The sequence below is a fragment of the Streptomyces sp. NPDC058000 genome, from assembly GCF_042886435.1.
Classification (GTDB): Bacteria; Actinomycetota; Actinomycetes; order Streptomycetales; family Streptomycetaceae; genus Streptomyces.
The window spans coordinates 155910-174675 of sequence record NZ_JBHVQS010000001.1; the positions used below are offsets into that span (position 1 = coordinate 155910).

Here is an 18766-nt window from a genome sequence, read left to right on the forward strand (position 1 = left end):
TGGGCGTGCCAGACACGGTGTACCGCGCACCGCATAGTCTTAGCCGGCACCCTCGGCGGTCAGCAGGAGGCCCTACTGACCGCCCTCGCTTACGGATCTGAGGGGGAGGGCCTGGTGGAGCTCCCCGAGCACGTTCTGAGGGAGGTTGTCCGTGCTCTTGGATGGTGAAGAGTGGCGCAGCTTCTTTGACGCGTTCGAACGGGAGGCATGGCGGTTCGAGGCCCAACCCACCTACACCATGCCCAAGGAGCAGGAGAACGTCGCCCGCTTCCTTCGGGGCGCGGACAAACCCGTTGGCCACAACGCCCGTTGGCATGAACGGGTGCGTGGATACGTTGAGTCCGGACGGCACATCGGCCGGGTCCGCATCGTGCGCCGGCCGCTCACCGACTACCAGCGGTACCAATTCGCCTGGGGCATCCCCGGCAACCTCGCGGCCGGTGAAGACATCCGCGTCCTGGACGTGACGCGGGAGGACTACGACTTGCCACTGTCTGGACGGGACTGGTGGCTGTTCGACGATTCCCGCATCGCCCACCTGAATTTCCGGCCGGACGGCACCCAAATCAATCGCGAATCCTACGAGGGCGACCCCGGTCCCTACCGGGAGTGGAAGAGAATCGCCCTGGAGCACGCCGTGCCCTTCGAGAAGTACGTGAAGGGCCTTGACGTTTGACCCCGGGCAGCTGGGCCAGTCAAAGGCTGAACTGGCGGAAACGCTCCGCAGCATGCGCAAGCGAGCCAGCCGTACACAATCCTGGCTCGCCCTGCGCTGCAACATGTCCCAGATCAAGCTCAGCAAAATTGAGACCGCGCGCACCACGCCGAGCCTCGTCGACGTCGAGCTGATTCTCCGCGCCCGTGGGCTTCTGGGCGATGTGCCCCACGCAACATCTTCGGCCGCACGGCCATGCGCGGCAGCAAGGACGTCGCCGGCCCCCGCGTGATCGTCGACGCGGGAGCCTGGGACTCGTTCATAGCGGCGCTGAAGAACGGCTGACGGAGGCGCCCCTGAACTCCCGACGGCCTTGGGGCGAGACCAGCGCCTACCGACGCGGCCGGGTGGGCCGCCACGGTTTCCCGTTCTCTCAACTGTGATCCCTTGACCCTCGGGTCATCACCTCGGAAGCATCAGGTCGGACACCAACCGACAGGGGGTCAGCCGGTGAAGCTCAGGCAGCTTGCTAGCGACTGCGACGAAGGGCCGTGCCCAACCGTTTGGGAAGTGGAGGGCACAGAGCACGTGTTGGTCCAGGGCTTCAAGGTCGAGGACGGGGAAGCCCTAGCGACCATGGGCTTACCCGAGAACGAAACGGCGGTCCGAATTCCCATGGCGCTGCTGAAGAGGGTGGCCAGTGAACATCGCACCTGAAGACTTCGGGAAACTCTTCACGGAGTTCGAGCGGGAAGCTTTCCGACTCGAAACCCTGGACGACTACAGCAAGTCGGGCGGCGTGGACGCTTACGAAGCCTTTCTCGCCGGCAAGCCTCAGCCGGAGAGCTACAAGTCGTCCGGCTGGGTCACCACGGTGCGCGACGCCACCCAGGCCGGTAGGCGCATGTACCGGGTGCACATCCTCAACCGCCCACTGAGCGACTACCTGCGCTTCGAACTGGGCTGGGGGTATGTCCGTAATCAGGGCGCCGGAGAAGAGTTCTTCATCCTGGACACGACGGAGCAGGTCAACCCGTTGGATGGCGTTCCGGACTTCTGGGCATTCGATGAGAGGGTCGTCGTGTCTATGAAGTACGGGGATGCTGGCGCATTCCTTGGGGCTGAGATTGCGCCCGAAGGGCGGGCGCAAGAATGGTTGGAGCGGCGAGATACGGCCATGAACCACGCGGTGCCATTCCCCGAATGGTGGGACCGCCACAAGCCGGAGTGAACGGAATCAGTATCGGCAGAGCACTGCGGGAACTGCGAGAGGCCAGCGGAAGGCAGGCCAAGGCAGTCGCCCGCAGTGCTGCCATGTCTCCAAGCAAGCTGAGCAAGATTGAGCGGGAGGCGCTCACTCCCAGCATCATGGACGTTGAGCGCGTCCTTGCGGCCTTGGAGGTCTCCGAAGAGGTCAAGGCCGGGCTGACCGAGGCCGCGCGGAAGGCTGCAACGGAGGCAACCGCATGGCGTCTGTACCGCCGCACCGGGCTGTATAAGCATCAGGAGGAGATCCGGGCCATTGAGGCACAGACGGATCTCATGCGACTCTTTCAACCCGTATGCATTCCCGGACTACTCCAGTCACCGGAGTATGTGCGTGCCGTATTGAGCAGACACGGCTATGCAGACGATGCTCTGGAGAAGATGATCTGCTCAAGGATGCGCCGACAAGAAGCTCTTTACGATAAAAACGCAGCTATCACTTCGTGATCACCGAGTCGGTCCTCAAGTGGAGGCTCATTTCGCCTACCATGATGGCGGCCCAGCTGGACAAGCTCATCACCATGTCGAGAATGCCGAACATCAGCATTGGCGTGGTGCCGTTGTCGGCACCCATGACAGACCTGCCAAGTTCTTCATTCGCCCTCTTCGACAACCGGCTAGTCATTGTCGAGATCCCTCACGCTAAGGTCACCACTACAGAGCCTAGGGACATTGAGCGGTACGTAACCAAGTTCGACGGCTTCGAGCAGGTAGCCGTTGCGGACGAGGGAATGCGAACATTGATGGAAGGAATACGGGACGACTTCTTGAGGGAACAGGAAATCAACTAGCACACTCTCGGAATCCGCAGCACGATGGACCTCGGTCAGATCAAACCGGGGAGGTCAGCGGAATGGTGAGCAGCACCGAAACATCCGAGGGGACTTGGGAGTACGCGACATATGCGCCCAAGGGCCAGCGATGCTCCGCTTGCATGAAGCCGATCCAAAGGTTCGAGCTGACTCGCCGAGGTCAGATCACGGGTGCCTCTGGGACGCCCGTGGTGGTCTACCGGCACGCCGACAAGTGCCCCAAGTAGGCGCCGTGGTCATGCAATCCAGGCGGGATCACCGCAGCCGGGGGCCGCAGCCGGAACCGAGCACACCGATGGCCAGCCTGTCGGCAGCCGAGCCGGCAGCCCCGTCCATGGCCTCTTCGGGATGCCGGACGGACTACGGCAGGCAACTGGACGCGGCCTCTGGAGTCGTACGTATCCCCTCGGGAGCGAAGGTTCCGCCGTGCCCCTTTCCGTGCCTCAGTTGCCGACGTAAGGGCCGTCAGTAAGGGAAGTAACGCCCGTGATCCACGGTGAGAACCTGGCGAAAGTCCTGCGGCGTGACCACGGATTCGTCCACGTCGGACGCACCAGGGACGGCAACGCCGTGGTCATGCGCAAGCGCGACAGGTGGACCGTGGTCTCCCTTCGCTGGCTCACCGAAGACGCCGTGGAGAGCATCAAGGCCCAGGCCGGAATCAGCCTCGTCCGAGTCGGCTCCCGCGCTTCGTTGGCGCGCCCGGCCGTCGTTCCCGGCGGGACGGCGCCGGGAGGGGTGGCCCCGGGCCCGACAGCCCTGGAGCCACCCGGCCGGGTAAAGGCCCTACCCGACCGCCGCCCCCATCACCCCCACCACCCGCGCCCCCGACGTCCCCAGGCCCGTCGCGCCCGGTGTCCACCCGGACGTGCCCGGCCGGTGGCGGAGGTACTCGGGGCGGTAGCGGCGGCAGTCGCGGTGCCAGGTGAGGATGCCGGCGAGCCAGTTCTCCAGTTCCCTGACGTAGCCGTCGAGGGTGGCGCGGGCCTCGGCGGAGAGGTTGAAGTCGTCGTAGAGGATGGGGAGTTGGTTGGTGGCGACGTGTTGGAACTCGCGCATGCGGGAGGTCATCAGGTCGTGGACGATGGCCAGCGCGGTCGGGTAGTCGCAGTCGAAGAAGTTCTGGACGACGAGGATCCCGTTGTGGACCTCGCCCTCGTACTCGATCTCCTTCTGGTACGAGAAGACGTCGTTGAGCAGGCAGGCGTAGTCGGCGGCGGCGTTCTCCAGGGAGCGCATCGGGCCGCTGCGGTAGATCTCCGGCGGCACCTGGCGGCCGTGGCCGAGCCGGCTCAGGCTCATGGTGAGGTCCGAGCCGAAGGTGGCGCGGCGCATCTCGATGTAGTCGACCGGGTCCGGGACGCGGTGCAGCACCATGTTGTCCAGTTCCCAGAGCCAGCTGGCCGTCATCGTGTCGATGGTGGCCTTGAAGGTGCGGCGGGCGTCCGGGGGCATCGGTCCGGCCGTGCGGTTCCAGAGGTCGACGAGGGCGCGTTCGAGGGCGTTGGCCGGTTCGGGGGTCGGGTCGGACGCGTCTACGGGCATCAGGGCGGAGAGGCGTTTGGTGGTGGCCATGGCGCCGGCGACGTCGCGGGTCCGGCCGAAGACCGCGGGGTAGTAGTCGTCGGCGTAGGTGCCCCAGGTCAGCCATTGGGTGCCGAGGTCGAGTTCGTCGAGGGTCGCGTCGGGGTGCAGGCCGGCCGCGCAGAGGGCGAAGTCGAAGCGGACCAGGGCGTCCTCGTCCCAGATGTCGGAGAACGGTACGCCGGGCTGCGGCTGGAGCAGGCCCATCCGGTGTGACCAGGTGACGACGTTGCGCCGGGCCGCCTCCAGGTGGGGGCTGAGGGTGGTGGTGAACGGCATGGAGAAGTCGGGGAGTTTGGAGGGGCCGACCGGCTGGTGGGGGGTGTGGGTGCGGCGGCGGAGCCGCTGGGTGCCGGCGGTGCGGAGGGCGGTCGGCAGGTCCGCGGCGGAGGTGCCCAGGCCGAGCGCGCCGGTGGCCAGGGCGCCCAGCCCCTGGGTGCCCAGACCGCCGAAGACCAGCGGCGACCAGGGGGCCGCGGCGGCACCGGGTTCGCCCGCCCCGCCGCCGTTCATGTAGCGGCTGGACCGCATGTGCCACTCGTGGCCGCCGGACTGCCAGTCCTGGAGGCCCTTGGCGTACGCGAGCACGGCGGCGCAGCCGGCCGGGTCCAGGCCCTGGTCGACGAAGAGCGTCGGCAGTTCGGTGAAGACGGTGTCCTCGAACTGCTGGAGTCGGGAGGTGATCAGGTCGTTGACCGCGTCCGCGGCCTCCTGGGTGGTGCAGTCCAGGAACGTCTCCAGCACCAGGACGCCGTTGCTCAGCTCCCCCTCGTCCTCGATCTCGCGCTGGTACGAGAAGAGGTCGTTGCGGAGGTGGACGGCGTCGGAGAAGGCGTCCTTGAGGACGCGCAGGGGGCGGGATTCGGCCACCACCGCCGGCACCTCGGCGCCGGTCGCGTACTCCACCAGCCCCGCCGACCAGGGGGCGCCGCCCACCTTCCGCCGCATCTCGATGTATTCGACGGGGTTGGAGATCCGGTTGATGTTGATGTTGGAGAGTTCCCAGAGGGATTCGTTCAGCAGGTTCTCCGTGCTTTCGGCGAATCGGCGGCGCCAGTCCAGCGACATCGCGGGCACGGTGCGCCGCCACAGGTCCGCCAGCCCCGCCTCGACCTGGTTGGTCGGCTCCGGCATGGGCGTGTCCAGGTCCATCGGCATGAACGCCGGCAGCCGGTCGAGGTACGCCTTCCCGCCCTCCCGGTCCAGGGTCCGCTTGAACTTCTCCAGGAAGTGGTCGTCGAAGAAGAAGACCCAGACATACCAGTCGGTGACGAGGTTGAGCGCCTCCTCGGAACACTCCGGGTGGGTGTAGGCGCACAGCAACGCGTAATCGTGGGCGTCGAGATCCCGCTCGTCCCAAATGCCGGAACCTTCCAGCATGTTCATCTGTCGCGCCCACTGCTTGGAGTGCGCCCGGGCCGCCTCCAGATGCGGGTTCAGCCGCGCCGGATGCGGCATGTAGAAGTGCGGCAGGACGAATGGCTGCGACGTGGGCTGCGACTGTGACTGCGTCACCGTTGGTGGCCTCTCCCGATACCGATGCCCCTCCGTACGGACGGTGTGTACGGAAGGAGGGCGCACCAAAGCACCCCCTCTGACGGCGCCAGCCCTACCCCGGGTGTCGCCGCCCTAGCCATGACCGGTCACACCCCCGCCGAACTGGCACTCTTTCGGGTTGTGTTGGCGGGGAAGGGGTGTCACTCGTGGGGTGTGTGAGCTATGGGGAGACGCTTGTGGCCGTTTGGGCCGCCCGCGTCGACCGTCCGCGCCGGGCCCTCGCCGGCCCGCGCCGGGCCCGCGCCGGTCACCGCCCGGCGCCGCCCCCGGCCCGGCGCAGCGCCAGTGCCGCCAGCGTCTCCGGGGCGCCCACCTGGCCGCGGATGCCCGGAAAGGCGTTGATGTCCACGAACAGCGGGGCCCCGACACCGAGGTGGAGGATGTCCACGCCGTACACCTCCAGCCCGAACACCTCACCGGCGCGCAGTGCGCCCTCGATCCAGGCGGTGGGGAGGGCGGCGGGCGGCAGCGGCTGGTTCGGGCCGCGGCCGCCGGGGGACAGTTCGGAGCGGCGGCGGGCGGCGAACGGCTGCCCGTCCACGATCCACAGCTTGTGGTCCCAGCCGCTGTTGGCGGTGAACTCCTGGACGACCACCGGTTCGTCGGCCCAGGTGGCGGCCAGCTCCACCAGGGCGGTTGGGGTGTCGACGCGCGTCACGAGGTCGTCGCGGCGGCTGTGCCGGCTCTTGAGGACGAGGGGAAAGTCGAGGTCCGTCCCGGAGGCCGCCAGCTCGCCGACCGTCGCCATCCGCACGGTCTCCGCGAACGGCAGCCCGGCCGCCCGCGCCACCTCCGCCATCGCGACCCGGTCCTGGCACCCGGCGGTGGCCGACGTGGAGTTGATCACGGGCACCCCCCGGTCCTCCAGCCGCGCGGCGCACGCCAGTGCCTCCGGTGTACGCGCCTTGAGCAGATAGACGTCGGCGGGAGTGCCCGGCGCCGCGTCCCCGTCCGACGTCCCGTCCGGGGCGAGCGGTGTGCCATCCAGATCGACGAACTCCACCCGGTGGCCGTCCCGCCGCAACGCCGTCGCGGTCGCCGACAGCAGCGGGTGCCCGGGATCCGCGCTGATCACCCCGACCCTCACCCCGGTCCTCACCACGCGCCCCCGAGCGCCTCCGCCGTGGGCCACGGCTCGCGCCGGTGGCCGATCTCGCGCTGGTGGCCGATGAAGGGCAGGCCGGTCGCCAGTTCGCGCTCGCTGCCGTGGCGGGCCAGTCGCAGCACCGCCGCGGAGACCCGGGCGACCGCGTCCGGCACCTGCCGAAAGCTCGGGAAGTCGTTGATGTCGACCACCACCGGTCCGTCCGGCCCCAGCAGCACGTCCACCCCGTACAGGTCGAGCCCGAAGACCGTGCCGACCTCGGCGGCGATCCGGGCGACCTCGGGCGGCAGCGGAACCTGTTGTTCCGGTACGGCCTGGTCGGGGTGCAGCGGGGAGCAGCGTTCGGTCGCGTAGAGGTCGCCGGCGACGCAGTAGACCTTCAGGTCGGTCCCGGAGTTGGGGACGTAGGGCTGCGCGATCAGCATGCCGTCGCCCGCGCCGGTCCCGTCGGACGTCGCCTCCGCGGTCCCGGCGGTCAGTTGCCCGGGCCGCTCCACCAGCCGCACCGCACGCCCGGAACTGCCGTCCGCCGGCTTCACCACCAGCGGGTACTCCGCCTCCGGTATCTCGGCGAACTCCTCGGCCCGCACCGCCGCGTAGGTCATGGGCACCGGCAGTCCGCCGGCCCGCGCGATCACCGCGGCGAGTGCCTTGTCCCGCACGCCCCTTATGGCCCGGACGTCGTTGACGGTGGTCAGGCCGGTGGTCGCGGCGGCTTCCAGCAGGGTCAGCCCGGGCCCGCCGGAGACGGTCTTGAGGACCCAGGCGTCATGCCGGCCGTCCGCCACGACCTCGGACAACTCCGACATCCGGATCAGCGAGCGGCCCGGCATCAGGACGTCCACCTGGTGCCCCCAGGCCCGGAGTTGGGCGATCACGTCCCGCGGCATGCCGTCGTGGCGGTACTGCTCCTCCACCAGGAAGCAGAGTCTCATCGATGCACCCTTGTATTGCCGCACGTCCACCCGTATCGCCAACCCGTCCGCCACCTCCGGCGCACGTCCACCCCGTGTCGCCGTACGCACACCGTCCGCCCGGCGGAAACATGACGCACCAGGATCCCATGCGGCGATCAAGCGGCCGGTCGTGGACCGGCCGCCGCCCCGGAGGTCGTGTTTCGGCGACGTTACGCCACCGGGTGGGACCTCGGCACACGCCGTGAGCTGGGACGCCGTCCACCCCTCGGGGGGTTGCGCCACCCACCCCCCGACCTCCCCAAATCCCGCATGTCGAAAGCCTTGTTCCGCTTTATGGCTGGTCCTAGGGTCGGGCCACCCAGCGCGGCCGGCCCAGTTCCGGGGCCGGCCGCGCCTACGTACGCGGTGACGGAAGCAGGCGAGCGGGTTGGCGAACGAGCAGCGGGGCCACGAGGCCCGGCAGACCGGGGAGGCCGGGGAGACCGGCGCGGACCACCCCGGCGAGTGTCCGGACGCGGGACGACCGGACGACACAGGACGCGCAGGACGCACAGAACGAGCAGGACGCAAAGGACACATAGCGCCCACGGAAGCCGCAGGAACCACCGGAGCGGCAGGAGCCCACGACGGGCCGCCCGGCGCGACCCCCCAAGCGACACCCGAAGCACCCGCCCCCCACAGCAGTTTCCGCCGCCGCGGATTCCTCGCCGGCGTGGCCGGACTGGCCGGCGTCGGTGCCGGCGGTCTGCTCGGCGGAGCGGGCGCCGGCACCGCATACGCCCAGTCCGCGACCGCAGGGGCCACCCCGCCCCCCGGTTCCGGCTCCGGCGCCCGTACCGAACCCCGCCCGGGCGCCCACCCCGCCCTCCGCCCCGACCAGTTGACCGGCGCCCGCCAACTCCTCGTCCCGGAAGTGGTGCTGCTGCCGGACGGCCCGGTGCGCGACCACGCCGTCCTCGTCGAGCACGGCACCTTCCGCGAGGTCGGCCCGGCCGCCCGCCTCCTCGCCGCGCACCGCGACGGCCCCGCCCCGGTCCGCCTCGACGGCCATCTGCTGATGCCCGGCTTCGTCGACGCGCACCACCACCTCACCCAGAGCTTCGGCAAGGCCCAGTCGTTCGGGCAGCCGTCGGAGATCTTCAAGACCGTCTGGGAGCCGCTGGAACACGCGCTGGACGAGGAGAGCGCCTACCTGTCGGCCAAACTGGCCGCGCTGGAGGCGCTGCGCGGCGGTTTCACCACCGTCGCCGACGCCGGGACCCGGGCCCCGGTCGACGTGGCGGCGCTGGCCAAGGGCACCGAGGAAGCCGGTATCCGCTGCGTCCTGGGCAAGATCGTCTCCGACGGGACCGGCGGCCCGACCCACCTCGCGCGCTGGCACGGCCATCCGCTGGTCCACCCGTCCCTGGCCATCGCCGTCCCCGAGGACGCCACCGGACCGGTCATCAAGCGCACCGCCGACCTCTGCGCCGAGGCCGGGGCGGTGCTCCAAATCCACGTCAACGAGCATCTGGCCTCCGTGGAACGCTCGTTGAAGAGCGTCGGCCGCCGCCCGGTGGACTACCTGCACCACCTCGGCGCCCTCGGCCCGCACACCCTGGGCGCGCACGCCACCCTCCTGACCCCCACGGAGATGCGGCAGCTGGCCGACACCGGCACCGCGGTCAGCTACAACCCGGTGGCCAGCGCCTGGAAGGGCAACGCCGTCGCGCACGCCACCATGTGGGCCGCGCTGGGCGTCCGCTTCGGCACCGGCACGGACGGCACCCGCGGCGACGGCTTCCGGCTGGTCGACGCGGCGGAGTCGGCCCAGCGGCTGACCTACGGGCTGGCCTCGGGCGACTCGGTGTGCGGCGCCGGGGACCTGTGGCTGGAGCACGCCACGGCGGGCGGCGCCGACGCCCTCGGACTGGGCCGCGTCACGGGTCGGATCGCCGTCGGCAAGGCCGCCGACTACCTCCTCGTGGACCTGGCCGTCCCCGAACTCACCCCCTCCTACGATCTGCGCTGGGAGCTCGTCCGGCTGGCCGGCCGCGACCAGATCCGCGCCGTGGTGGTCGCCGGCCGGCTCCGCCTCTGGGAGGGCTGGCCGACCGACTGGGACGCCCGCGCACTGGTCGCCCGCGCGGCGGAGGTGGGCCCGGAGGTCGTCAAGCGGGCCAAGATCCAGCGGGTCGAACCACGGTAGGAGCGCGGACGGGGCGTGGACGGGGTACGGACGGGGCGCGCCCGGACCGACCGGGCGCGCCCCGCCTGGCGTCACTCGCCGACGCGCACGAACTTCCAACGCTGGGAGGGCGATCCGTTCGCCGGTTCCACGTGCAGCTGCTCCCGCCCCGCCTCGTTCAGGGTGGCCACGGCGTCCTCACCGGGGGAGTGGATCCGGTAGGAGCCCGCGCCCGCCGGCTCGATGGCGAACTGGCTCCAGCTCGCCTCGGAGGCGACGATGCCCTCCCCGCGGCGGGACCAACTCGCCCCCGGGTGCGTGGTCGAGTTGATGGTGAACGTGCCGCGCCCGGTGGGCGTCACCGTCCACTGCTCCTTCAGGTCCCTGTCGTGCGAGCCGACGATGAAGAAGATCGGCGGGTGGACCGGGATCGTGAACGGCGCGAAGGCCAGTTTCCCCACCTCGGGGTTCTCACTGACGATCAGATAGCGGCCCTCCTGCATCCGCGTCGCGGCCGTATCGGGCTTGGCGGCCTGCGCCGAACCGGCCATCGGAGCCAGCGTCATGAGCGCGGCGGCGGCCGCGCCGATCAGCCCGTGACGTCGACGCACGGGACGCACGGAACGCGCAGGACGCACGGAACGCATGGAACGCGCAGAACGCATGGAACGCATACGGGATCCCCTCCCTCGTCGCTCCCGGCACGTCCGGGAGACCGCATCCGATCTGTCCCCGGCGCACGCCGACTACGCCCCGCGCACGCCCAGTTACCTCGTGTGAGTTACGCGTGCGCCCTTGGCGCTTCCGCACGCTCCCCCTCCGGCATCCACCGGAAGATCGCCCCCGCCGCGACCGCCACCCCCGCCGCCAACGACAGCGTCGCCACGTGCAGCCCGGACGTGAAGGCCCCGATCACCGCCGTCCGCAGCTCGCCGCCCCGGCCCGGAAGACCCCCGAGCGCGGCCTCGGCCGCCGCGACCGTCGTCGGCCCGCCGGGCCCGGCCAGCGGCGCCGGCAGCCGGGCGGTGAACACCGCGGCGGTGAGCGTCCCGGTCACCGCGATCCCCAACGCGCTCCCCAACTCCCGGGTCAGGCTCTGGAGTCCGGACCCGACCCCGACGGCCTCCGGCGGCAGCGCGGACATCATCGCGTGCGAGAGCAGCGGGGTCGCGGTGCCGCAGCCCAACGCGGTCAGCCCGGCCCCGACGGCGTACAGCGCGTACGGCGTCCCGGCGTCGGCGGCCGACACCGTGGCCAGCCCACCGGCCAGCACGAGCATCCCGGCGGCGACCGCACCGCGCCGCCCGCACCACCGCTCCAACACCAGTCCGCACCGCGGCCCCGCCAACAGCGCCGCCGCCATCGGCAGCAGCCGCACCCCGGCGCCGAACGGCCCGTACCCCTTCGCGTACTGGAGGTACTGGCCGTTGAGGTAGAACAGCCCGAACATCCCCAGGAACAGCACCGCCATCCCGACCGCCCCCGCCCGCACCGCGGGCCGCGCGAACACCCGGGGGTCCAACAGCGGCCGCGGGGACCGCAGTTCACTCCGGGCCCAGCCGGTCAGCAGCAGCCCGGCCACCCCGAACGACCCGAGCACCAGCGGGCTCAGCCACCCCTCCCCCGGCCCGCTCACGATCCCGTTCAGCAAGGCCAGGAACCCACCGGTGAACAGGCCGGCGGCCAGCGGCGCGACCGGCCCCGGATGCCGCTCCGCCACCGGTGCGACCATCGCGACCAGCACCAACGCGGCCAGCGCCACCGGCACCACGCACACGAACAGCGCCCGCCAGCTCCCGTACTGGATCGCCGCGCCCCCGCCCACATTGCCCAGCACCGCGGCCAGCCCCGTCATCGCCGCCCAGACCGCGATCGCCCGGCGCCGCGGCCCGTCCGGCTCCCCGTCCACCAGCAGCGCCAGGGTGTTCGGCAGCACCGCCGCGGCCCCCACCCCGCTGATCATCCGCCCGGCGATCAACACCCCGACGTGCGGCGCCACCGCGCACACCGCCGACCCGACGACGAACACGGCCATCCCGCCCAGCAGCGTGCCCTTGCGCCCCCGCCGGTCGGCCAGCGCCCCGGCCGGCACCAGCAGACAGGCGAAGACCACCACATAGCCGTCCACCACCCACACCACGGCCTGCGCTGACGGGTGCAGCGGCCCGGCGGACAGGTCCGGGATGGCCAGGTTGACCGCCGAGACCATACCGACGACCAACGTCACGCACAGACACATCGCCACGGTCACCAGCCCCCGCGGGCCCGACCGGTCCGGCATCCGACCCACCCTCACCCCTCCCGGACCCGGTCCATCCGCGCCCGCAGCGTCAGCCGGTCCCCGCGCAGGTGGATGAACTCCAGGTCGGCCGGTCGCCCGTCCGCCAGCCGCGTCAGCCGCTCCACGGCCAGCACCGCGCCCCCGCCCGGCATCGCCAGCACCCCGCAGGTCGCCGGATCCCCGACCACCGCCCGCACCGCCACCTCCGCCGACCCCAGCGGCCGCCCGGCCGCGCTCTCGATCAGGTCGAAGACGTCCTGGCTCTCCAGCCGCTCCCGCCCGAGCGCGAGCAGCGGCTCGCCCACTTCGGGAATGAGGTACGTGCAGTCCAAGGACAGCGGCATCCCGTCCACCCGCCGCAGCCGCTCCAGATAGACCACCGGACCACCCGCCGGCAGCTCCAGCCGCCGCGCCACCGCCCCCGGCGCCCGCACGGTGCGCGCCTCCCGCACCTCGTTGACCACCGTCCCGTGCCGCTGCAACACCTCGGCCAGCCCGGACAGCTCCCCGAGCGGATGCTCGTAGGTCCGGCCGACGACGACCGTCCCCACCCCGCGCCGCCGCTCCACCAGCCCCTCGTCGCGCAGCAGCCCCAGCGCCTCCCGGACCGTGTTGCGGGTCGTCCCGAACTCCGCGACCAGCGCCCGCTCATCGGGCAGCACGCCCCCGGGGAACGCGCCCCGCAGCACCTGCCCGCGCAGCACGTGCGCCACCCGCCGCGCCCGGTCCGCCCGGGTCAGCCCGTCACCGACCGCACCACCCCGGCCGTCCCCGACCGCGCCCCCCTGGCCGTCCCGGCCGTCCCCGCCGTCCCGGCCGTCCCCGCCGTCGTCTGCACCGTCCGCGTCGTCCATGTCGTCCATGGCCAACCCTCCTCGCCCCTGCCGCGCCGCCTCCGATGTGCCCCGACGAGCGACCGCCGGGCCCCCGACGCTAAGCCAAGCCCCATTACGGCGGAGTTACGCCACCCACACTGACCTGCACAAACGCCTGACCTGGGGATTTCCCGCCGGGTCCGGGCGCTGCGCCACCACCCGCCGGACCCCGTTACCGTGACGTGCGATCCCGCAACCCGGGGACGGGACGGGAGAGAAAGAAAGGGCCGCCCCTTGAGCACCAAGTCCGCGCCGTTCGACGAGCTGGACCGCAAGATCGTCGCCGCGCTGATCGAGAACGGCCGGGCGAGCTTCGCCGAGATCGGCTCGACCATCGGCCTGTCCCCCACCGCCGTCAAACGCCGGGTGGACCGCCTCCGCGAGAACAACGTCATCACGGGCTTCTCCGCCACCGTCCGCCCGGCCGCCCTGGGCTGGCTCACCGAGGCGTACGTGGAGGTCTACTGCGACAGCGCGGCGCCGCCCCGACGCCTGGCCGAGGTCGTCCGCAACCACCCGGAGATCGCCGCCGCGATGACCGTCACCGGCGGCGCCGACGCCCTGCTGCACGTCCGGGCCACCGACGTCGAGCACTTCGAGGAGGTCCTCGAACGCATCCGGACCGAGCCGTTCATCCGCAAGACGATCAGCTACATGGTGCTCTCGCACCTCCTCCCGGACAGCCCCGAGGCCGGCGCCCGAAGCTCCTCCGACGACGCTCGGGACCGTCCCCACCCGCAAAAGCGCGCAGCAAACCAGCGGTAACCGTCCCGTACAAGCAGCATTCCTGCGTATCTGCGCAGCATTCATTTCTTGTGGCCAGAATCGGCCGCTCCGTACCGTGAATTGCCCCCGGTGACGACCTCTGACGGTCCGTCACCCGGCGGGCAGTGGAAACGGATCCCAGGAAGCGGAGGCCCTTTCTGTGCCCACCACCCAGCCCGGCGGCGCGCTCCTGAACGCGCACCGAACCCCCCGTGCCCGGCGCTATCTCCTCTGCCGGCCGACCCACTTCGCCGTCGAGTACGCCATCAACCCCTGGATGAGCGAGGACGCCGACGTCGACACCGCACTCGCCCTCCACCAGTGGGAGAACCTGGTCCGCGCCTACCGCGACCACGGCCACACCATCGAGACCGTCCAGCCGGCCCCCGGCCTCCCCGACATGGTCTTCGCCGCGAACTCCGCGGTCGTCGTCGGCGGCCGCGCCTTCGGATCCCTCTTCCACGCCCCGCAGCGCCGCCCGGAGTCCCGCGAGTACGAGATCTGGTTCAAGGCCGCCGGCTACGACCTCTACCGACCCGAATCCCCCTGCGAGGGCGAGGGCGACCTCGTCCCCGTCGGCCGCTACCTCCTCGCCGGCACCGGCTTCCGCACCACCCGCGACGCCCACGCCGAGGTCCAGGAGCACTTCGGCCTACCGGCGATCAGCCTCCACCTCACCGACCCGTACTTCTACCACCTGGACACCGCCCTCTTCGTCCTCGACGACGGCCTGACCGCCGACCCCGGGCGCCCCGACGGCGGCGCCGCCGTCGCCTACTACCCCGAAGCCTTCTCGCCCGGCAGCCGCGAGGTGCTCCGCCGCCTCTTCCCCGACGCCGTCCTCGCCACCCGCGACGACGCCCTGGCCTTCGGCCTCAACTCGGTCTCCGACGGCCGCCACGTCTTCATCGCCCCCCAGGCCACCGGACTGATCGACCAACTCACCGCCCGTGGCTACGTCCCCGTCCCCGTCGACCTCTCCGAGTTCCACAAGGCCGGCGGCGGCATCAAGTGCTGCACCCAGGAGCTTCGCCCATGACGAACACGTCCATCGACGCCCGCCGCTCCTCCGCCTCCCTCATCGAGGCCGAGGCCCCGGTCCTGGCCCACAACTACCACCCCCTCCCCGTCGTCATCTCCCGCGCCGAGGGCGTCTGGGTCGAGGACGTCGAGGGCCGCCGCTACCTCGACATGCTGGCCGGCTACTCGGCACTCAACTTCGGCCACCGGCACCCGGCGCTCATCGAGGCCGCCCACCGCCAGCTCGACGCCCTCACCCTGACCTCCCGCGCCTTCCACAACGACCGCCTCGCGCAGTTCGCCGAGAGCCTGGCCGAGCTCACCGGCCTGGACATGGTCCTCCCCATGAACACCGGCGCCGAGGCCGTCGAGAGCGGCATCAAGCTCGCCCGCAAATGGGCCTACGAGGTCAAGGGCGTCCCCGCCGGACAGGCCACCATCGTCGTCGCGGGCGGCAACTTCCACGGCCGCACCACCACCATCATCAGCTTCTCCGACGACGAGGAGGCCCGCGCCGGCTTCGGCCCCTACACCCCCGGCTTCCGCACCGTCCCCTACAACGACCTCGCCGCCCTCGAAGCCGCCCTCGACGACACCACCGCCGCGGTCCTGATCGAACCCATCCAGGGCGAGGCCGGCGTCATCATCCCCGACGACGGCTACCTCGCCGGCGTCCGCGCCGCCACCACCCGCGCCAACTGCCTCTTCATCGCCGACGAGATCCAATCCGGCCTCGGCCGCACCGGCACCACACTGGCCGTCGAGCACGAGCACGTCACCCCGGACATCGTCCTCCTCGGCAAGGCCCTCGGCGGCGGCATCATCCCCGTCTCCGCGGTCGTCGCCCGCCGCGACGTCATGTCCGTCCTCGGCCCCGGCCAACACGGCTCCACCTTCGGCGGCAACCCCCTGGCCGCAGCCGTCGGCACAGCCGTCATCGACCTCCTGTCCACCGGCGAATTCCAAGCCCGCGCCACCGACTTGGGCAAGGTCCTCCACTCCGGCCTCACCGACCTCCTCGGCCACGGCGTCACCGGCTTCCGCACCCGCGGCCTGTGGGCCGGCGTCGACATCGACCCCGCCCTCGGCACCGGCCGCACCATCAGCGAACGCCTCATGACCGAAGGCATCCTGGTCAAGGACACCCACGGCTCCACCATCCGCCTGGCCCCGCCCCTGACCATCACGGAGTCCGAACTGATCTCGGCCATCGCGACATTGGGCCGCGTACTGGCCTAACGGCGGCCGAACGCCCCACCCTTCACGGCATCCACGAACGCCCCCCAAGCCGCATCCCCGACAACAATCGCCGGGCCGTGCGAGACCTTGGAATCGCGGACGGGGGTGCCGTGGGGGTATCCGTCGCGGACCTCAAGGCAGTTGTCCCCCTCGCTGTCGCTGTACGAGGACTTCCGCCAGCCGCTCAGCGAGACGGCGTCATCTATGGTGCGCTCACTCATGGTCTCCGTACTCCTTCGCTGTCGCCCTCATCAGAGCCAGTGACTGCTGCACCGGCAACGCGTCCCCCAGTGTGAGAGCGTATTTGGTCTGCAACGCGTGGACGACAGACAGCGACTCATGGATCTGGCTCGTGGACAGCCCCACGCAATAGGCAGCCGGTGGCTGGTCCTCGAACCACATCAGCTTCAACTGCCCGTCCATGAGTGGTTGGGCACAGGCGCTGAACGGCAGGACGTGCACCCGCACCCGCCCTTCCTCGGCCATGCGGACGATGTGCGTGATCTGCTCCGCCATGACCGCGGGACCACCCACCGGACGACGCAATACCGCCTCGTCCAGCAGTGCGCACATTACTGGCGACGTCGGGCCGTCGAAGATCTTCGCCCGCCCGAGCCGCGTGCGGACGAGCCTGTCACAGTCTTCCTCACTCCACGGAGGAAAGGCCGTGCTCATCACCGCACGCGCGTACCCCTCCGTCTGCAACAAACCAGGCACTAGCGTGCTCGCAAACTCCCAGATCATTTCTGCCTGCTGTTCGAGTTGCAGTGCGTCTGTGAAGCGTTCGGCCACCGTCGGCTCACCCGCCGGTCGAAAGCTGCTCAGCACATTCCCCGTGTTGAGCGCCTGGTCAAGCCGCCTCGCGTCATCCTTCGACGGCACCCGCCGCCCCGCTTCGATATGCGCGATATGCGAACGCGTCATGATCGCCACATCCGCCAACTGCTGCTGCGTCAACCCCGCTTGTTGCCGCTGCTCCCGAAGCCAATCACCGTAGGTGTTGCCCATCGCGTCAACCCTCTCGTGTCACCTACACCGTCACACTCTGCCTATTGCGAACGTACCCATCGTCACTAAACCCTGGTGGGGAGTTCACACAAGACGCCCGACCTCGGTCGGCACCGTGCAGAGATGGACTGAAATGACCTACGACCCCGACAACCCCCAACAGCCGGGCTCCGCCCTCCGGTTGCTGCCCTGGTCTACCTGGGACGGCCGGCCTTGCTACCTGGCCGCCTCCGGCGACGGCAACGGCTACCTCTCCCGCAGGGCCGACCGCATGGAAACCCAACAAATGCGCAACGCGGCCAGCGCCATCACCGACGCCCAAACCGTCCTGCGCAACGAAGCCGCCGGCCCCCTCATGCTCCGCCTGACCCTCATCCGCACGACGGCCGCCCTCAACAACGTCCTCCGCATCGCCGACAGCCGCCTCGGCCGCCTACCGGCGCCCTCAACAGGACACGACGATCAGAGCCAAGAGGAGGAGAAAGAGGAAGAGGAAAACGTGGAACGCCACTAGCAAGGGACAAGGAGGAGGCGAGAACCGGCCCGCCCCTCCCCCGCCTACCGTCTTACGGCCAGTTGACGATGGCCATGGAGACGACGAACAACCCGACGATCGACAGCGGGGCCATCAGGGCGAACATCGCCCGTCGCCCCGCGTTCCGCCGCTCCCAGGGCAGTCCCCAACTGGCGAGGAGCAGCGCAGCCGGCACCAGGAAGCCGACCTGGAGCACCGAGATGGCCGTCGAAATGCTGGCGTCGAAGCCATGCGCCTTCTCGCTACTGCACGCATCACAGGCCATGGCCGAGAACCCGACGAAGACCAGGGCGAAGAACCCCACCACCACCGTGGCCACGGTCGAAACCAACGGCCCCACCCAGGCCCGCGAGTCCCGCTCTCCGTCCAAAGACAACGACGTCTGCTCCATACACGCCAGCCAACCCGCAACCGCTCCCGCCCGCATGAGTCGAGGTACTCAGAAACCCTGGACGCTTCTCAGGGTTTCCGTGACTCACACTCCCTGCCGGCCATCCAACTGCCACTCGCATGGCAGCCGGTAACTACACCGGGCCAGGCATGTATTCGAGAAGGGCAGGCATGTCCGCGTGAGACGTCCCCTCCATCGTCATAATGACCCGCTTCCCTGTCGAATCACCAAGGCCCTTCATGAAGGTTGAGACTCTCGTAAAAGTGCGAGAATTAACAACGTCACCAGGATCGAAGGTGAACTCGATTTCGGCCGCATCGAAGAAGTAACAAGTGAACCAAATACCGCCAACCTGGACAGCAAGGGTGGCCGACTCGTCTGGGTCACTCTCAAGAGCCGCGAATAGCGAAGCCGCATCCGGAAGGCGCGAACCCTCAAGACCCATCAGTTCGCACGAAAACCAGAGAGACCAGCCAGAGGCAGAAAAATGATCAAAAACATTCTGCCAGTCACGCAGCTCCGCATTCAAAATGCAGACATCACGCAATGCCCCATCCGCCTGAAAGTCACCCTCGACATAGATCACGCA

22 protein-coding genes are annotated in these 18766 nt (G+C 70.0%); 12 read left to right on the forward strand and 10 right to left on the reverse strand.

The window, feature by feature from the left end; all coding sequences use genetic code 11:
* The first annotated feature begins 151 nt into the window (after positions 1–151).
* The 6 genes from ACFVT2_RS00730 to ACFVT2_RS00755 all read left to right on the forward strand — a co-directional run bounded on the left by ACFVT2_RS00730 (position 152) and on the right by ACFVT2_RS00755 (position 2712).
* Positions 152–676 carry a DUF6879 family protein gene (locus ACFVT2_RS00730; protein ID WP_390010542.1) on the forward strand — a complete coding sequence of 175 codons (525 nt, stop codon included), beginning with the start codon at positions 152–154 and terminating at the stop codon, positions 674–676.
* Positions 666–947, forward strand: coding sequence for a helix-turn-helix transcriptional regulator (locus tag ACFVT2_RS00735; RefSeq protein WP_390010543.1), 282 nt, complete (start codon positions 666–668; stop codon positions 945–947). The genes ACFVT2_RS00730 and ACFVT2_RS00735 overlap by 11 nt, the downstream gene beginning before the upstream one ends.
* On the forward strand, positions 911–1000 hold the full coding sequence (locus ACFVT2_RS00740) for a DUF397 domain-containing protein (RefSeq protein WP_390010545.1): 90 nt from the start codon (positions 911–913) through the stop codon (positions 998–1000). The genes ACFVT2_RS00735 and ACFVT2_RS00740 overlap by 37 nt, the downstream gene beginning before the upstream one ends.
* A 355-nt stretch (positions 1001–1355) precedes the next feature.
* On the forward strand, positions 1356–1886 hold the full coding sequence (locus tag ACFVT2_RS00745; protein ID WP_390010547.1) for a DUF6879 family protein: 531 nt from the start codon (positions 1356–1358) through the stop codon (positions 1884–1886).
* Positions 1883–2368, forward strand: a complete 486-nt coding sequence (locus ACFVT2_RS00750; protein ID WP_390010549.1) for a Scr1 family TA system antitoxin-like transcriptional regulator — start codon at positions 1883–1885, stop codon at positions 2366–2368. The genes ACFVT2_RS00745 and ACFVT2_RS00750 overlap by 4 nt, the downstream gene beginning before the upstream one ends.
* Positions 2365–2712 (forward strand): Scr1 family TA system antitoxin-like transcriptional regulator, encoded by a 348-nt coding sequence (locus tag ACFVT2_RS00755; RefSeq protein WP_390010551.1) that lies wholly within the window; start codon positions 2365–2367, stop codon positions 2710–2712. The genes ACFVT2_RS00750 and ACFVT2_RS00755 overlap by 4 nt, the downstream gene beginning before the upstream one ends.
* Before the next feature lie 807 nt (positions 2713–3519).
* On the opposite strand, the gene ACFVT2_RS00760 is transcribed toward ACFVT2_RS00755, so the two are convergent.
* The 3 genes from ACFVT2_RS00760 to ACFVT2_RS00770 form a co-directional block, all read right to left on the reverse strand.
* Complete coding sequence (locus ACFVT2_RS00760; RefSeq protein ID WP_390011194.1) at positions 3520–5775, reverse strand: germacradienol/geosmin synthase; 2256 nt, start codon at positions 5773–5775, stop codon at positions 3520–3522.
* Between the two features lie 346 nt (positions 5776–6121).
* Complete coding sequence (locus ACFVT2_RS00765) at positions 6122–6961, reverse strand: RimK family alpha-L-glutamate ligase (protein WP_390010553.1); 840 nt, start codon at positions 6959–6961, stop codon at positions 6122–6124.
* 8 nt (positions 6962–6969) lie between these two features.
* Positions 6970–7914: a RimK family alpha-L-glutamate ligase gene (locus tag ACFVT2_RS00770; protein WP_390010555.1), complete on the reverse strand. Its 945-nt coding sequence runs from the start codon at positions 7912–7914 to the stop codon at positions 6970–6972.
* Between the two features lie 694 nt (positions 7915–8608).
* On the opposite strand from ACFVT2_RS00770, the gene ACFVT2_RS00775 reads away from it, so the two are divergent.
* Positions 8609–10084 carry an amidohydrolase family protein gene (locus ACFVT2_RS00775; RefSeq protein ID WP_390010557.1) on the forward strand — a complete coding sequence of 492 codons (1476 nt, stop codon included), beginning with the start codon at positions 8609–8611 and terminating at the stop codon, positions 10082–10084.
* A 71-nt stretch (positions 10085–10155) separates the two neighbouring features.
* Here ACFVT2_RS00775 and ACFVT2_RS00780 read toward each other — a convergent pair whose 3' ends face one another.
* Positions 10156–10674 carry a hypothetical protein gene (locus ACFVT2_RS00780; RefSeq protein WP_390010559.1) on the reverse strand — a complete coding sequence of 173 codons (519 nt, stop codon included), beginning with the start codon at positions 10672–10674 and terminating at the stop codon, positions 10156–10158.
* A gap of 34 nt (positions 10675–10708) precedes the next feature.
* Here ACFVT2_RS00780 and ACFVT2_RS00785 point away from each other — a divergent pair, with 34 nt between their 5' ends.
* A complete protein-coding gene (locus ACFVT2_RS00785) occupies positions 10709–10843 on the forward strand; it encodes a hypothetical protein (RefSeq protein WP_390010561.1) in 135 nt (44 codons plus the stop codon).
* Between the two features lies 1 nt (position 10844).
* Here the strand turns inward: ACFVT2_RS00785 and ACFVT2_RS00790 are convergent, their stop codons facing one another.
* Positions 10845–12344 carry an MFS transporter gene (locus ACFVT2_RS00790; protein ID WP_390010563.1) on the reverse strand — a complete coding sequence of 500 codons (1500 nt, stop codon included), beginning with the start codon at positions 12342–12344 and terminating at the stop codon, positions 10845–10847.
* A gap of 11 nt (positions 12345–12355) precedes the next feature.
* Complete coding sequence (locus ACFVT2_RS00795) at positions 12356–13207, reverse strand: GntR family transcriptional regulator (RefSeq protein ID WP_390010566.1); 852 nt, start codon at positions 13205–13207, stop codon at positions 12356–12358.
* A 246-nt stretch (positions 13208–13453) separates the two neighbouring features.
* On the opposite strand from ACFVT2_RS00795, the gene ACFVT2_RS00800 reads away from it, so the two are divergent.
* The 3 genes from ACFVT2_RS00800 (at position 13454) to rocD (ending at position 16243) form a co-directional block, all read left to right on the forward strand.
* Positions 13454–13984: an Lrp/AsnC family transcriptional regulator gene (locus tag ACFVT2_RS00800; protein ID WP_390010568.1), complete on the forward strand. Its 531-nt coding sequence runs from the start codon at positions 13454–13456 to the stop codon at positions 13982–13984.
* Positions 13985–14144: 160 nt separating this feature from the next.
* Complete coding sequence (gene ddaH, locus ACFVT2_RS00805; RefSeq protein WP_390010570.1) at positions 14145–15023, forward strand: dimethylargininase; 879 nt, start codon at positions 14145–14147, stop codon at positions 15021–15023.
* Positions 15020–16243: an ornithine--oxo-acid transaminase gene (gene rocD, locus ACFVT2_RS00810; RefSeq protein WP_390010572.1), complete on the forward strand. Its 1224-nt coding sequence runs from the start codon at positions 15020–15022 to the stop codon at positions 16241–16243. The genes ddaH and rocD overlap by 4 nt, the downstream gene beginning before the upstream one ends.
* Here the strand turns inward: rocD and ACFVT2_RS00815 are convergent.
* Together ACFVT2_RS00815 and ACFVT2_RS00820 are read right to left on the reverse strand one after the other, a co-directional pair.
* Positions 16240–16464 (reverse strand): DUF397 domain-containing protein, encoded by a 225-nt coding sequence (locus ACFVT2_RS00815; protein WP_390010574.1) that lies wholly within the window; start codon positions 16462–16464, stop codon positions 16240–16242. The genes rocD and ACFVT2_RS00815 overlap by 4 nt on opposite strands.
* Positions 16457–17251, reverse strand: coding sequence for a helix-turn-helix domain-containing protein (locus tag ACFVT2_RS00820; protein WP_390010576.1), 795 nt, complete (start codon positions 17249–17251; stop codon positions 16457–16459). Before ACFVT2_RS00820 ends, ACFVT2_RS00815 begins: the two co-directional genes overlap by 8 nt.
* Positions 17252–17384: 133 nt before the next feature.
* Here ACFVT2_RS00820 and ACFVT2_RS00825 point away from each other — a divergent pair, with 133 nt between their 5' ends.
* Complete coding sequence (locus ACFVT2_RS00825; protein WP_390010578.1) at positions 17385–17765, forward strand: hypothetical protein; 381 nt, start codon at positions 17385–17387, stop codon at positions 17763–17765.
* A 52-nt stretch (positions 17766–17817) separates the two neighbouring features.
* Here the strand turns inward: ACFVT2_RS00825 and ACFVT2_RS00830 are convergent, their stop codons facing one another.
* Together ACFVT2_RS00830 and ACFVT2_RS00835 are read right to left on the reverse strand one after the other, a co-directional pair.
* Positions 17818–18162 (reverse strand): hypothetical protein, encoded by a 345-nt coding sequence (locus tag ACFVT2_RS00830; protein WP_390010580.1) that lies wholly within the window; start codon positions 18160–18162, stop codon positions 17818–17820.
* Positions 18163–18310: 148 nt separating this feature from the next.
* Entirely contained in the window at positions 18311–18763 is a 453-nt protein-coding gene (locus ACFVT2_RS00835; protein ID WP_390010582.1) for a hypothetical protein, read from the reverse strand.
* Positions 18764–18766 lie beyond the last annotated feature (3 nt).

Coding starts and splice junctions, on each gene's coding strand:
- rocD (WP_390010572.1), top strand. CDS start 15,020: ATGACGAACACGTCCATCGACGCCCGCCGCTCCTCCGCCTCCCTCATC.
- ACFVT2_RS00790 (WP_390010563.1), bottom strand. CDS start 12,344: ATGCCGGACCGGTCGGGCCCGCGGGGGCTGGTGACCGTGGCGATGTGT.
- ACFVT2_RS00820 (WP_390010576.1), bottom strand. CDS start 17,251: ATGGGCAACACCTACGGTGATTGGCTTCGGGAGCAGCGGCAACAAGCG.
- ACFVT2_RS00740 (WP_390010545.1), top strand. CDS start 911: ATGCGCGGCAGCAAGGACGTCGCCGGCCCCCGCGTGATCGTCGACGCG.
- ACFVT2_RS00815 (WP_390010574.1), bottom strand. CDS start 16,464: ATGAGTGAGCGCACCATAGATGACGCCGTCTCGCTGAGCGGCTGGCGG.
- ACFVT2_RS00770 (WP_390010555.1), bottom strand. CDS start 7,914: ATGAGACTCTGCTTCCTGGTGGAGGAGCAGTACCGCCACGACGGCATG.
- ACFVT2_RS00785 (WP_390010561.1), top strand. CDS start 10,709: ATGGAACGCGCAGAACGCATGGAACGCATACGGGATCCCCTCCCTCGT.
- ACFVT2_RS00760 (WP_390011194.1), bottom strand. CDS start 5,775: ATGCCGCATCCGGCGCGGCTGAACCCGCATCTGGAGGCGGCCCGGGCG.
- ACFVT2_RS00795 (WP_390010566.1), bottom strand. CDS start 13,207: ATGGACGACATGGACGACGCGGACGGTGCAGACGACGGCGGGGACGGC.
- ACFVT2_RS00825 (WP_390010578.1), top strand. CDS start 17,385: ATGACCTACGACCCCGACAACCCCCAACAGCCGGGCTCCGCCCTCCGG.